At 36.8% G+C, this 14,832-nt stretch carries 6 protein-coding genes, 2 tRNA genes, 3 rRNA genes and 1 pseudogene; 6 read left to right on the forward strand and 6 right to left on the reverse strand.

The annotated features are described in order from the left end of the window. Positions 1–104: 104 nt before the first annotated feature. The 6 genes and pseudogenes from N508_RS09205 to N508_RS09235 all read right to left on the reverse strand — a co-directional run bounded on the left by N508_RS09205 (position 105) and on the right by N508_RS09235 (position 6,728). Positions 105–1,208: an ABC transporter permease gene (locus tag N508_RS09205; protein ID WP_023276130.1), complete on the reverse strand. Its 1,104-nt coding sequence runs from the start codon at positions 1,206–1,208 to the stop codon at positions 105–107. A gap of 4 nt (positions 1,209–1,212) precedes the next feature. Further along, a complete protein-coding gene (locus tag N508_RS09210) occupies positions 1,213–2,316 on the reverse strand; it encodes an ABC transporter permease (RefSeq protein WP_023276131.1) in 1,104 nt (367 codons plus the stop codon). Positions 2,317–2,318: 2 nt separating this feature from the next. Next, a pseudogene (locus N508_RS11010) lies at positions 2,319–3,937 on the reverse strand (ATP-binding cassette domain-containing protein). A 2-nt stretch (positions 3,938–3,939) separates the two neighbouring features. Beyond that, positions 3,940–4,845 carry an HlyD family secretion protein gene (locus N508_RS09225; RefSeq protein ID WP_023276134.1) on the reverse strand — a complete coding sequence of 302 codons (906 nt, stop codon included), beginning with the start codon at positions 4,843–4,845 and terminating at the stop codon, positions 3,940–3,942. 13 nt (positions 4,846–4,858) lie between these two features. After that, positions 4,859–6,121: a TolC family protein gene (locus tag N508_RS09230; protein ID WP_023276135.1), complete on the reverse strand. Its 1,263-nt coding sequence runs from the start codon at positions 6,119–6,121 to the stop codon at positions 4,859–4,861. Continuing rightward, complete coding sequence (locus N508_RS09235) at positions 6,114–6,728, reverse strand: TetR/AcrR family transcriptional regulator (protein ID WP_023276136.1); 615 nt, start codon at positions 6,726–6,728, stop codon at positions 6,114–6,116. The genes N508_RS09230 and N508_RS09235 overlap by 8 nt, the downstream gene beginning before the upstream one ends. A 205-nt stretch (positions 6,729–6,933) precedes the next feature. Here N508_RS09235 and N508_RS09240 point away from each other — a divergent pair, with 205 nt between their 5' ends. The 6 genes from N508_RS09240 (at position 6,934) to rrf (ending at position 13,974) form a co-directional block, all read left to right on the forward strand. Continuing rightward, complete coding sequence (locus N508_RS09240; RefSeq protein WP_023276137.1) at positions 6,934–7,857, forward strand: diaminopimelate dehydrogenase; 924 nt, start codon at positions 6,934–6,936, stop codon at positions 7,855–7,857. A gap of 566 nt (positions 7,858–8,423) precedes the next feature. After that, positions 8,424–9,972, forward strand: a 16S ribosomal RNA gene (locus tag N508_RS09245). 285 nt (positions 9,973–10,257) lie between these two features. Then, positions 10,258–10,331, forward strand: a tRNA-Ile gene (locus tag N508_RS09250). 331 nt (positions 10,332–10,662) lie between these two features. Continuing rightward, positions 10,663–10,735, forward strand: a tRNA-Ala gene (locus tag N508_RS09255). Positions 10,736–10,857: 122 nt separating this feature from the next. Next, positions 10,858–13,768: ribosomal RNA gene (locus N508_RS09260) — 23S ribosomal RNA — on the forward strand. A gap of 88 nt (positions 13,769–13,856) precedes the next feature. After that, positions 13,857–13,974 (forward strand): 5S ribosomal RNA (rrf, locus tag N508_RS09265). The 16S, 23S and 5S rRNA genes sit together here with 2 tRNA genes alongside, the layout of an rRNA operon. Positions 13,975–14,832 lie beyond the last annotated feature (858 nt).

Below are 14,832 nucleotides of genomic sequence, written 5' to 3' on the forward strand. Positions count from 1 at the left end.
AACAAAAGAATTGTAGAAGATTATAAAAACAGGGAAACTCTAATCCTGTATTATATTAACCATATATAAAGTAATCATTTAAGCATAGTATAAATATCAGACTTTTACTCATTTTTCTTATAACTTATAACAGCAAGTGTATTTAACACTACTGCAAATATTCCTAAAATTATAAGTTCTCTATACATATCAGAAAAAACTGCACCTTTTAAGTATATACTTCTGACTGCATGACCATAATATTTAAGGGGATTAAATGCTGCAATCCACTGTGCCCATTCTGGCATATAGGCAGCAGGTGTAAAAAGATTACTCATAAAGAATAATATCATTACAAAGAAAAACATTACAAACATTGCCTGCTGCATAGAATAAGAATAGTTTGATATTATAAGCCCAAGCCCTGAAGAAACAAATACATAGACAAATGTAAAAATATATAGAGAAATAATACCGCCTTTTGTATCAAGATTATATAAAAATTTTGCAATAATAATACATATAGTAAAAACAACTATACCCATTATAAGATAAGGTATTAGTTTAGAAAGTATAAATATAAATTTATTTACAGGTGTTACATTGATTTGCTCCATAGTGCCTTTTTCCTTTTCGCTTACAATATTTAAGGTAGGCAGAAAGCATGTAATCATTGTTACAAGCATAACCATAATGGCTGGTATCATAAAGTTTTTATAGTTTAATGTCTGATTAAATTCATTAAGCGGGATAATATTTATAGCATGGGCAGAGTTAATAAGAGCAAGTTTTTCCTGCAGCTCTAAGGTATAGCCATATATTATATTTGAAAGATAGCTTGCACCCATACTGCCTTTAAACATATCAACAGCATTAGCTGAAATAATCACATTTGCAGAGCCTTCTTTTACAATATTTTTTTCAAAATCTTTTTCTATTTCAAGTATAATATAGGCATCGCCTTTTTCTACACTTTTTAAAGCAGTGCTGTAATTGCTGCTGTAATCCGCAAGTATAAAATAGCCTGATGATGTAATCTTATTTACAAGTTCCATAGAATACTGGCTTTTATCGTTATCTACAATAGAAATCGTAATATCCTGCACCTGTCTGTTTGTTGCAAGCGGGAAAACTATCATCATAACAAGCGGCATAATCAAAACCATTCTTGGCATGACTGGGTTTCGTATAAACTGTTTAAATTCTTTTTCAAGCAAATATTTCAGCATAATATTACCCTAAATGCACTTTAAATTTTTTAATACTTGCTATAATTAAAACAGCAAGCATAATAGTTAATATAGTAATTTCTTTTATAATATTCATAAGTCCCTGTCCTTCTATCATGACTTTTTTAACAGCAGTAAAATACCATGATGCAGGCACAAAATCAGAAATTACTTGTAGAAATTTTGGCATACTATCCAGTGGAAAAAGCATACCTGAAAGCAGCATAACAGGCATCATCATACCCATGCCAGCAATAAGCATTGCAGCTGCCTGATTTGATACAAGGGAAGATATAAATATTCCAACAGTAAGGGAAACAAATATAAATAAAAATGACACCCCCATAAGCAGTATAAAACTGCCCCTGACAGGCATATCAAGCAGCATGGCTGCTAATACAATAATTGTCAGCAGATTTATAGTTGAAATAATAAAATATGGCACAATTTTAGAGATTATTATATATGCAGGTTTCATAGGGGAAACAAGCAAAAGCTCCATTGTGCCAAATTCTTTTTCTCTTACTATTGAAATAGATGTCATCATAGCACATATTAATGTAAGCACAAGAGCCATAACACCGGGCACAAAGTTATATGAGCCTTTAAGCTCTGGATTATAAAGCATTTTTAATTCAGTATTAATGCGTATAGGGCTGTTTGTTATTGCAAGTTCGTTTTGAAATGATGATATAATAGCGGAAATATAACTTGTAATAGTGCTTGCTTGATTTGGGTCTGATGCATCATTAATAATCTGCACAGCAGCAATACCGCCTTTATGTATTTCGTTTGAAAAACCGTCACTAAATACAATAATAGTATCAATTTTTTCCTTTTTAAAAAAAGAAGAAATATCTAATGGATTATTTATTGTTTTTACAATATTAAAATATTCGCTGGCACTAATTCTTGCAATTATTTTTTCTGCCCAATCATCACCATACTGGTAAGATACTGCAACTTTAATATTTTTTACTTCCATAGTCATAGCAAATCCAAAAAGCATTATCTGCACAACAGGCATAATAAGAAGTATTAATATTGTCCTTTTATCTCTTAATATATGCAGCACTTCTTTTTTTATAAATGATAAAAGCTGTTTCATATCTATTCCTGATTAAAAGTGCCAGCAACTAATTTTCTGAATACTTCATCCATGGTTACTGCATTATATTCTTTTTTCATATCTTTTGGGGCTGCAAGGGCTGCAATTTTGCCATGAACCATAATAGATATTCTGTCGCAGTATTCAGCTTCGTCCATATAGTGAGTAGTTACAAATATAGTAATACCATTATCTGCTGCTTCATATATCATTTCCCAAAACTGCCTTCTTGCTTCTGGGTCAACACCGCCTGTCGGCTCATCAAGAAACACTATTTTTGGCTCATGAAAAACAGCCACAGAAAAGGCAAGTTTTTGCTTCCAGCCTATGGGAATATATTTTACAAGTGTATCTTTTTTGTCAGCTAATTCAAGCCTTTCAAGAATAATTGCAGATTTTTCTTTTATTTTTCTTAAAGGCATACCATAAATCCCTGCAAAAAGTTTTATATTTTCAGCTACCGTTAAATCTTCATAAAGAGAAAATTTTTGGCTCATATATCCTATATTTTTTTTAATTTTTTCATATTCCTTTGATATATCACAACCTGCCACACTTCCAGTGCCTGATGTAGGCTTTGACAGACCGCAAAGCATACGCATAGCTGTTGTTTTTCCTGCCCCGTTTGCACCAAGAAAGCCGAATATTTCGCCTTTATTCACATAAAAGCTTATATTATCAACTGCTGTAAAAGAGCCAAATTTTTTTGTAAGATTATTAGTTTTTATTACCTGCTCCATATATAACAGTCCTCAATGTTTGGTGCAATCTTATATATTTCTATATTTTTATGATTAAGGTTTTGCAAGTGAATATTTACATGCTCTATACTTTTACTGTTATCTACTATTGCATGAATTTCAGCTCCAAAAGCAAATGCACTTTGTATCTGCCTGCATTTTCTAACATCTTTTAATAAAAGCCGCATATTATCAGCTTTTAGAGATATTAAAGTTTTATCAAAATTATTTATAATATTTTTTGGAGTGTCTACATCTATAAATGCTCCATTTTTAATTAATGCAATTCTGTCACATCTTGAAGCTTCGTCCATATATGGAGTAGAAACTATAATTGTTATTCCCATATTTTTAAGCTCATAAAGCATATCCCAGAATTCTTTTCTAGATACAGGGTCCACACCAGTTGTAGGCTCATCTAAAAAAAGCACTTCTGGTTTATGAATTAATGCACAGCTTAAAGCAAGTTTTTGTTTCATACCCCCTGAAAGTTTTCCTGCCTTTCTGTCTTTAAATGGAGCAATATGGCTGTATATGCCTTTTATTAAATGGTAGTTTTCTTCTATTGTTGTATTAAAAACAGATGCAAAAAAGTTTAAATTTTCTTCCACAGTTAAATCCTGATAAAGAGCAAATTTACCGGGCATATAGCCAATATTTTTCCTTATTTCCATATAATCATTAAAAATACTTCTATTGTTAATAAATACAGTGCCATTATCTGGTATAGTTAAAGTAGTCATTATGCGAAAAAGAGTGGTTTTGCCTGCACCATCAGGCCCAATTATACCAAAAAGTTCCCCTTTTTCAGCATGAAATGATACATTATTTACAGCCTGCACTTTTTTAAATGCTTTTGAAATATTTTCAACTTTTACCATATTTATTCTGCATTAATATTATTAAATCTTACTTCTCCATACATTCCTTTACGAAGATATCCATCATTTTTTACTTGTATTTTAACGGCATATACAAGGTTTGAGCGTTCATCTCTTGTAGGAATAGTTTTTGGAGTAAATTCTGCTTTATCTGAAATCCATATAATATTTCCAGTATATTTTTGCATACTTTCTTTGCCAAAATCTGCCATAATTTCTGCTTTGTCGCCAAGTTTAACCTGAGTTAAAATATCAGCAGTAACATAAGCTCTTAAAATAAGGCTTGAAACATCTGCCATTTTAAAAAGCGGCTTGCCAGTCTGTGCAAATTCAAAAGCATTAGCATATTTTGTAAGCACAACACCATCTATCGGAGCTTTAATATATGATTTCTGGATATTATCTTCAATTTGTGCTATCTGTATTTTTAAGCCATTTATTTCATTTTCTATAGCTTTATTGTTTTTCTGCATAGTATCAAGGGATGCGGAATATTTTTTTTGTGTGGCAGTATATGCAGAATTTATATCATCAAGTTGTTTTTGATTAGCCGCATTTGATTTTACAAGGTTAGTAAAGCGGGCAGCTTCTTTTTTATATTTTAGCACTTCTTCTGCAACAGGTGCAATCTGTGTTTCAATATTTATAAGTTTTGTTTCAGCAGAATAAACTGCATTTTGTAAATGTAATTTTTTAAGCTGCAGTTGTTTATCATCAATCTTTCCTACTACTATACCTTTTTTTAATATAGAGCCTTCTTCCACATCAAACTTTATAATTTCACCAGCTGCAAGTGCAGAAACAATTACATCTTCTGTTTCAAATACACCTGAAGCATGGCTTGTATTATTTTCTTTGCTGCAGCCTGTAATAAATACTAAAAATATTAATAAAGCAATTTGACGCATAATCTCTCCTTTTTTATTGATTAATTATATTTTTCATTTCATATACTGCCTGCAAAAGCTCTATTTCATGGAGTATTTTGCCTTGCTTTGCAAGATTTTCAGCAGTTACTTCCCGCATATAATCATTAACAGTTATTGTGCCTCGTTTCATTTTTATTTCAGATGATGTTTTTATATTTGTTCTAAGCTTTACTATCTCATCATCGTAAGACATTGTGTCTTTAATCTGCTTAATTTTAGCCTGCTGGTTTTGAATATCTATATTTGTGTTAAATAAAAATGTCTGCTTTTCAAGCTCTAATGTTTTTTTATTTAATTCTATAATCTTTTTATTTCTTTCGCCTGTATAAAATCCTGCAATAGTCCAGTCCATTTTAATCCCTGCAATATAATATGGCTGAAAATTATCATCTAACATATCAAGCCCGGGCCTGCCATATCCTGCTGAGAAAAATAAATCAAATGTTGGCATATATGATACATTAATATTTTTTTTGCTGGTTTCAAGAAGATTAATTTTATCACTGAAATAAGTAAGTTCTGGTCTTTTTACTGTGTAGTCATTAATTTCGGTATATTCTGGCTTAATAAGCCCGTTATTTATATTTGTGCCTGTTAACATTTCAAGAGCATTAATGTAGCTTTCTTTTACTGCTTCTATTTTTGCTTTATTCTGTTTCGTTTTTACCTGCTCTAATGCAACAGCATCTAAATCAGACGAATTTGCAACACCATTTTTTACACTTTGTTTTATCATATTATATGTCCGCTCTAAATCCTGATTATATAAATCATTCTGCTTTAACTGTTCATCCAGCAAAAGTATACTGAAAAAAAGCTGGTTTACTCTGTATTTAAGGTTATAAAGCTGCACTTCAAGTGAACTTTCTTCGCTTTTTGACTGAGCTTTTATATTTTCCTTTTCTGCTTCTATTTTGCCGCCGTCCCATATTGGCTGCACAATATCTAGGGAAATTTTATACTGGTCTTTTGGCAGAACAGGTATATTAATATTAGATAATATTGGTAAATTATCAAAAGGCATTTTTGTAACATCTGATTGATAGCTTGCACGGGCTGAAAAAAGCACTTTTGGAATATAGCCCATATTGGCATTAGTTATGCTGTAATCTTTTGTTTTTGTGATTAAATCTGCCTTTTTTATCTGTGGATAATTATTTTTTGCTAAAACATAACATTCTTCCAGTGATATTTGAGCACAAACAGTGCCTGCATTAAGTAGTATAAAGATAAAAGCAAGTAACAGTTTATTCATTTTCAATACCCTTTAAAATAAATGATTTAATGTGTTTTATTTGGTTATCGTTATTTTTATCATCAAGCAGGAAATCAAAAGCATGCATACATATAAAAACATTACTTACAATATAGGGGTACACAAGATTTGGATGCAGATTTTTATTTATAAGCCCATCTTTTTGTCCCTGCTTAAGTTTATTAGAAAAAATATTTATCTTATCAAAAGGAATATAAGGCAGCATATATTTTGAAAGCATGCTGTCATGATTAAGAATATTTTTGCTCCATGTCTTTGCTATATAAGGATGTTTTTCTGCAAGTGATATAATATTATCTATAATAGTTTTTACCATATCAAGTGGGTTTTCTTTATCAATAGCAGGTTGAAATATTTCCAAAAAAACAGGGATAAGGAAATCTTCAGCAATATTTTTTATAAGGTTTTCTTTTGAACCAAAATAATAATGCACCATTGCACTTGTTGTATTACAGTATTTGGCAATATCTTTTAATGACACAGCATTAAAATCATTATCTGCAAAAAGTTTAATGGCTGAAATCAGCAAATCATGTTTTATGTTTTTATTATTTCCTGCTGGTCTGCCAGATGTATGTTTTTTCATTATATCTCTCAACTTATATTAATTAATTAACCGATTAATTAATTATTATCAAGTAAAAACATACTAATAACTGGGTAAGCCTGCTCAAAGAATATGAATAAAACTTGCTTTTAGCCTTATATTATGATATAAAAAAAGTGAAAACATTAAGAAAATATGTTTTATTTATATATGATAACTAAAAAAATAATAAAAGGTGAAAATAATGAGTAAAATTAAAGTATGTGTTCATGGTCTTGGTAATATTGGCAAATATTCTATTGAAGCAATAGAAGCTGCATCAGATATGGAATGTGTTGGTGTTGTTCGCAGACCGTCATCTATTGGTAAAAATAAAGTAGATTTAAGAGAAGTTGATGAATTTTCTTCTATTGAAGATTTAATAAAAGCTAAAGGTAAACCAGATGTATGTTTAATAGCTACTCCATCTCGCCATGCTTTTGATGATGATTCTCTATATTTAAAATATGGTATACATACTGTTGATAGTTTTGATATACATACAGAAATTCCAGAAATTGTGGAAAAATTAGAAAAAGTTGCAAAAGAGAATAATGCTGTATCTGTTACAGCAGCAGGATGGGATCCGGGCAGTGATTCTGTTATAAGAGCTATGCTTGAAGCTATGATGCCAGTTGGTGTTACATTTACTAACTTTGGCAGGGGCAGAAGTATGGGGCATTCAGCAGCAGCAAGAGCAGTAGATGGCATTAAAGATGCTGTCTCTATCACTATTCCTATGGGTGGCGGCAGGCATTCAAGGCTTGTATATGTTGTTTTAGAAGATGGTGTTTCTCTAGAAACTGCTAAAAAACGCCTTGCAGCAGATGACTATTTTGCCCATGACCCACTTGATGTTAAAGCTGTTGCAGATTCAGATGAGCTTGCAATGGTATGTGATTCTTCTCATGGTGTTTTAATGGAAAGGCAGGGTGCATCAGGCTTAACAGATAACCAAAGAATGATATTTAAAATGGATATTAATAACCCAGCTCTTACTTCTCAAATTATGGTTTCATGTGCTAGAGCTGCAACTAGATTAAGTGCAGGCTGCTATACTATGATTGATATACCGCCAGTATTATACTTAAATATGGATAGAAAAACAGCGATAAAAAAATTAGTTTGATTTTAGCTTTTTAAATATAAATAAATTAAGTGTGTAGTGAATAACTGCACACTTTTTTATCATAGAAAAGATGATATTTGTGAAATGATATTGAAAGGTGCTTTTTACTATCATTATGACGAAAATTTTTTATACACTGTCATATATACATAAAATGTTGGGCATTATGAAAGATAACCCATTTTCAAAAGAGATTAAATGAGATATTAAAAGATATAGTATATAAACTATTGATATTATAGTAAAAATAATTTTTTTAAAAATATTTAAAAAAATATATTGACAATATAAAAAAGTTTTGTTATATATACTTTCCCTTGATACAGAAGCTGCTGATATTCTTGGTTTAATATAGAAAGATGTGGCTTTAATATTGTTTTAAGAATTTTTATATAAAGTTTTGAGTAACTTATTTAAAAAAGTTCTTGACAATAATGAAAAAAAGTATTAGGTTATGTGACCCTGTTTATATTTAAGGGATTATGTATTGACAACAGAATAGGTTAAATTGTGATAGACAGCTTAAGTAATTAGTTAGGTAAGAATTTTTTTGGAATACAATAAATTGTATGGAGAGTTTGATCCTGGCTCAGAACGAACGCTGGCGGCGTGCTTAACACATGCAAGTCAGGGAGAAAGTCTCTTCGGGGATGATTAAACCGGCGCACGGGTGAGTAACACGTGAGTGACCTGCCTTTTAGACTGGAACAACTTACCGAAAGGTGAGCTAATGCCGGATGAGTTATATAAGTGCATGTTTATATAGGAAAAGTTGGGGAGACCTGACGCTGAAAGATGGACTCGCGTCCCATTAGCTAGTTGGTAGGGTAATGGCCTACCAAGGCGACGATGGGTAGCCGGCCTGAGAGGGTGGCCGGCCACACTGGGACTGAGACACGGCCCAGACTCCTACGGGAGGCAGCAGTGGGGAATTTTGCGCAATGCTCGTAAGAGTGACGCAGCGACGCCGCGTGAATGACGAAGGCCTTCGGGTCGTAAAGTTCTTTCGACAGGGAAGAAAATGCCTATAAGTAACTGTGTATGTATTGACGGTACCTGTATAAGCAGCCCCGGCTAACTCCGTGCCAGCAGCCGCGGTAATACGGAGGGGGCGAGCGTTGTTCGGAGTGACTGGGCGTAAAGAGCACGTAGGCGGTGTTGTAAGTCATTAGTCAAAGACTAGAGCTCAACTTTAGTAAGGCTAGTGATACTATAATACTAGAGTATCAGAGAGGATTGCAGAATTCCTGGTGTAGCGGTGAAATGCGTAGATATCAGGAGGAATACCGTTAGCGAAGGCGGCAATCTGGCTGGAAACTGACGCTGAGGTGCGAAAGCGTGGGTAGCAAACAGGATTAGATACCCTGGTAGTCCACGCTGTAAACGATGGATGCTAGGTGTTGGGCTTTTAAGTTCAGTGCCGCAGCAAACGCGATAAGCATCCCGCCTGGGGAGTACGTTTGCAAGAATGAAACTCAAAGGAATTGACGGGGGCCCGCACAAGCGGTGGAGCACGTGGTTTAATTCGATGCTAACCGAAGAACCTTACCTGGGTTTGACATCCACAGAAGGCGTTAGAGATAATGCTGTGCCTGATTTATCAGGAGCTGTGAGACAGGTGCTGCATGGCTGTCGTCAGCTCGTGCCGTGAGGTGTTGGGTTAAGTCCCGCAACGAGCGCAACCCCTATTTCCAGTTGCTAACGGTTGAAGCTGAGCACTCTGGAGAGACTGCCAGCGATAAGCTGGAGGAAGGTGGGGACGACGTCAAGTCATCATGGCCCTTATGTCCAGGGCTACACACGTGCTACAATGGCATAATCAGAGGGAAGCATCTCCGCAAGGATAAGCGAATCTCATAAATTATGTCTCAGTTCAGATTGCAGTCTGCAACTCGACTGCATGAAGTCGGAATCGCTAGTAATCGCAGATCAGCAAAGCTGCGGTGAATACGTTCCCGGGCCTTGTACACACCGCCCGTCACACCACGGGAGTCGGTCGCGCCTGAAGCCGGTGGCCTATCAGTAATGGGGGAGCCGTCTATGGCGAGATTGGTAACTGGGGTGAAGTCGTAACAAGGTAGCCGTACCGGAAGGTGTGGCTGGATCACCTCCTTTCTAAGGAAAGTAAGCAAGTCTGTCACGATATTAACCTAAACAATATGGGGGATTAATATCCCCCAGTAATTGAGTTAGTTTATCTTAAATATTTTTAATAAAGTATGAAAGATATTTAAATTAAACTAATAAGCTCTATAAGGGCATAAAGGTAAGAATATTTTTAATAATATTTATTCTGTATCAAGGCGATAATTTAAAGACCGCAGAGAGTTTACATATAAGTAAATGAGCAAGGGGTTTAAATTATCAACACAGAGACAGTATAAATAGATTAAAAAGATAGGGCCTATAGCTCAGGTGGTTAGAGCGCACGCCTGATAAGCGTGAGGTCGATAGTTCAAGTCTATCTAGGCCCATAGTATTAGGCGTATTTATAAGAATATTTTTATCAGGACAAGGCGATTTTTTAGAGCGAAGAGAGTTTACATAAAGGTAAATGAGCAAGTGAGAAAAAATCAACGCAGTAATGATGAAAATAGATTATAAAAAGGGGTCTATAGCGAAGGATGATTAGAGCGGATGCCTGCTGCGTAGGCGATAGTTCAAGTCTATCTAGGCCCATAGTATTAGGCGAGCGATGTCTGGAAAGATTTTTTCAGCCATTAGTGAAGAAAATATGTTAGTTTGTTGTTTTAGAAAAGAAAATAATAAGTTTTAAATGTAAGAGTTTAAAATGACTTATAAAGAGGGGATATAGCTCAGCTGGGAGAGCACTTGCCTTGCAAGCAGGGGGTCAGCGGTTCGATCCCGCTTATCTCCATAGATATTAGAAATACATTTCATTTTTTTGATGGAATGTGTTTCCATCATTTATGGAATGAAGTAATGATTGACATAAGAATAAGAATTAAGTGAGAGGAGTATAGAGAGAACTGCAATTTAGGTCAAGCTACTAAGGGCGCATAGAGGATGCCTAGGCGATGACAGGCGAAGAAGGACGCGGCAAACTGCGAAAAGCCACGATAAGCTGTTAACAGGCGTTACAGTCGTGGATATCCGAATGGGGCAACCCAGTGGAGCGACCCTCCACTACCCGTAAGGGAGCGAACTCAGGGAAGTGAAACATCTCAGTACCTGAAGGAAAAGAAAGAAAACTCGATTCCGTGAGTAGCGGTGAGCGAAAACGGAAGAGCCTAAACCAGTCATAAGGCTGGGGTTGTGGGGCAGGTGTTATAATACTTGCGACTATAGAAGAACGGCATGGGAAGGCCGGCCATAGAGGGTTAGAGCCCCGTAATCGAAATGGTCAAGAGATTAAATCTGTACCCGAGTACTGCGGGAAACGTGAGGTCCTGCAGGAATCAGGAGGGACCACCCTCTAAGGCTAAATACTAGTCATCGACCAATAGTGAACGAGTACCGTGAGGGAAAGGTGAAAAGAACCCTTGTTAAGGGAGTGAAATAGAACCTGAAACTATGTGCCTACAAGCGGTCGGAGCATATGTTAATATGTGACGGCGTGCCTTTTGCATAATGAGCCTACGAGTTATCGTATGCAGCGAGGTTAAGCCGATAGGTGAAGCCGGAGGGAAACCGAGTCTGAATAGGGCGAATTAGTTGCATGCGTTAGACCCGAAGCCAGTCGATCTATCCATGGGCAGGTTGAAGCAGCGGTAAGACGCTGTGGAGGACCGAACCAGTTTGGGTTGAAAACCATTTGGATGACCTGTGGATAGGGGCGAAAGACCAATCAAGGCTGGTGATAGCTGGTTCTCCCCGAAATGCATTGAGGTGCAGCGTTGATATTTAATTTTCTGGGGTAGAGCACTGTTTGGGCTAGGGGGCATACCGCTTACCGAACCCATACAAACTCCGAATACGGAAGAGAATATATCAGCAGTGAGACTACGGGTGAGAAGATCCGTGGTCGAGAGGGTAAGAGCCCGGACCGTCAGCTAAGGTCCCTAAATATACACTAAGTGGTAAAGGATGTGGAAATGGAGAAACAGCCAGGAGGTTGGCTTAGAAGCAGCCATCCTTTAAAGAAAGCGTAACAGCTCACTGGTCTAGCGTTTCTGCGCCGAAGATATAACGGGGCTAAGTGTATTACCGAAGCTACGGACTGTGTAAGATTATTATACAGTGGTAGGGGAGCATTCTGTTCAGCGGAGAAGCCGAACCGTAAGGTTTAGTGGAGCGTACAGAAGAGAGAATGTAGGCATGAGTAGCGATAAAACGGGTGAGAAACCCGTTCGCCGTAAACCTAAGGTTTCCACCGGCAGGGTAATCCGCGGTGGGTTAGTCGGTCCCTAAGACGAGTCCGAAAGGGGTAGTTGATGGGAAACAGGTCAATATTCCTGTACCGGCATAAATCGTTTAACGATGGGGTGACGGAGAAGGTTAGGTGAGCAGATTTATGGATTAGTCTGTTTAAGTATGTAGGCAGACTGTGCAGGCAAATCCGCACAGTTAATGACCCGAGATACGAGCACGAGCTGGTTAACCCCAGCGAAGTCATTGATACCACGCTTCCGAGAAAAACCTCTAAGTAGATATTATGTTGACCGTACCGCAAACCGACACAGGTAGGTGAGGAGAGAATCCTAAGGCGTATGAGATAAGTTCACTTAAGGAACTCGGCAAATTACTACCGTAACTTCGGGATAAGGTAGGCTCTGAGTATGTGAATCTATTTACTAGAGGAGCAGAAAAGAGTTGCAGATGAGAGGCCCAGGCGACTGTTTAACAAAAACATAGCACTCTGCAAATTCGTAAGAAGAAGTATAGGGTGTGACGCCTGCCCGGTGCTGGAAGGTTAATAGGATGGGTGCGAGCTCAGAATTGAAGCCCCAGTAAACGGCGGCCGTAACTATAACGGTCCTAAGGTAGCGAAATTCCTTGTCAGGTAAGTTCTGACCTGCACGAATGGCGTAACGATCTGGGCGCTGTCTCAAGTGAATACTCAGCGAAATTGCAGCAGCGGTGAAAATGCCGCTTAACCGCAGCGGGACGGAAAGACCCCGTGAACCTTTACTATAACTTGGCAGTGATATTTGGTACATAATGTGTAGGATAGGTGGGAAACATAGAAGCGTGTGCGCCAGCATGTGTGGAGTTGCCCTTGAAATACCACCCTTTGTGTGCTGACTATCTAACCTGGCCGCTTTGTAAGCGGAGGGACATTGCCAGGCGGGTAGTTTGACTGGGGCGGTCGCCTCCTAAAGAGTAACGGAGGCGCGCGAAGGTGCCCTCAGGTTGGTTGGACACCAACTGTCGAGTGCAAAAGCATAAGGGCGCTTAACTGTGAGACTGACGGGTCGAGCAGGTTGGAAACAAGGCTTTAGTGATCCGGTGATTCCAAGTGGAAGGGTCATCGCTCAACGGATAAAAGGTACTCCGGGGATAACAGGCTGATCTCCTCCAAGAGTTCACATCGACGAGGAGGTTTGGCACCTCGATGTCGGCTCATCACATCCTGGGGCTGTAGCAGGTCCCAAGGGTTCGGCTGTTCGCCGATTAAAGTGGTACGCGAGCTGGGTTCAGAACGTCGTGAGACAGTTCGGTCCTTATCCGCTGTGGTCGTAAGAAATTTGAGAAGGTTTGCCCCTAGTACGAGAGGACCGGGGTGAACGGACCTCTGGTGTGTGGATTGTTCCCCAAGAGCATAGTCCAGTAGCCACGTTCGGAACGGATAACCGCTGAAAGCATCTAAGCGGGAAGCCGGCTTCAAGATAAGATTTCTCAGAACATAAGTTCGTAAGACTCCATGTAGACTACATGGTTGATAGGTTGGAGGTGTAAGTGTCGTGAGGCATTGAGCTGACCAATACTAATAAGTCGAGGGCTTGACTTTTATACCTATAAAGTGGTTGTTACTCTATACTCCTTTTACTTAATTCTTATTTAAATGAATATTGGTTGGAATAATAAATTAAATCTGCTTTGGTGGTCATAGAGGGAAAGTAACACCTGTTCCCATACCGAACACAGCAGTGAAGGGTCCCATCGCCAAATGTACTTAGTGAAGATAACACTTGGGAGAATAGGCCGCCGCCAAAGCTTAAAGATATAAGAGCTGTCTATATTATAATAGACAGCTCTTTTTTATGCTTTAAAGGCGGCCTAAAAATGCACAGGAAGTGCATTCTTTAGTGACTGCGGAAGAATTCATTTCGACCAAAGGATAAATAAAAAATCTAGGATTGATTTTTTATTATTGATTAACAAATTGCCGCCAAAGCTTAAAGATATAAGAGCTGTCTATATTGTAATAGACAGCTCTTTTTTTATAATTTATATTTATCTTTTTAGTTTATACATCATTGTTTGAAAAATGTATTCAAGTATATACTATAAAGAAGTGCATCATTAAATTTAATCAGTCTAACAGTATCAGATATTATTAATATACAGCATTAATATGCAGCATTTGTCATTATGAGCGGAGCGAATAATCTATTAAGACTTTTATCTTTTAATATTGATTAAATCTGTATTATTTATATTTTTTTAAATTGTAAAACAGTTAGATACTTATTGCAGTTTAATCATTTTACCTATCAAAAAACAGATAATTAAATATATTATACACTATTGCAATATATGTAATTTAGATTTTTCGCCTTTAAAAATCAGGCTCAAAATGACTTATGGTGTGAAAACTGTATAGACTTACATTGTTACAGAGAAAAGAAATTTATTTAGTGGCTTAGTCTAAAAATTTTGGATAAGTCCAAAGTTCACAACATTAGGTCATACTGAGACTGAAAGGCAAAGTATCTAAAAGACAGATACTTTAAATATATCTTACACTACTGCAATATAGGTAATTCAGATTTTTCGCCTTTAAAAATCAGGCTCAAAATGACTTATGGTGTGAAAACTGTATAGACTTACATTGTTACAGAGAAAAGAAAT

It is taken from the genome of Mucispirillum schaedleri ASF457 (assembly GCF_000487995.2).
GTDB lineage: Bacteria > Chrysiogenota > Deferribacteres > Deferribacterales > Mucispirillaceae > Mucispirillum > Mucispirillum schaedleri.

Excerpts from the sequence above, each read along its gene's own strand:
- N508_RS09205 (WP_023276130.1), bottom strand. The coding sequence starts at position 1,208 with ATGCTGAAATATTTGCTTGAAAAAGAATTTAAACAGTTTATACGAAAC.
- N508_RS09210 (WP_023276131.1), bottom strand. The coding sequence starts at position 2,316 with ATGAAACAGCTTTTATCATTTATAAAAAAAGAAGTGCTGCATATATTA.
- N508_RS09225 (WP_023276134.1), bottom strand. The coding sequence starts at position 4,845 with ATGCGTCAAATTGCTTTATTAATATTTTTAGTATTTATTACAGGCTGC.
- N508_RS09230 (WP_023276135.1), bottom strand. The coding sequence starts at position 6,121 with ATGAATAAACTGTTACTTGCTTTTATCTTTATACTACTTAATGCAGGC.
- N508_RS09235 (WP_023276136.1), bottom strand. The coding sequence starts at position 6,728 with ATGAAAAAACATACATCTGGCAGACCAGCAGGAAATAATAAAAACATA.
- N508_RS09240 (WP_023276137.1), top strand. The coding sequence starts at position 6,934 with ATGAGTAAAATTAAAGTATGTGTTCATGGTCTTGGTAATATTGGCAAA.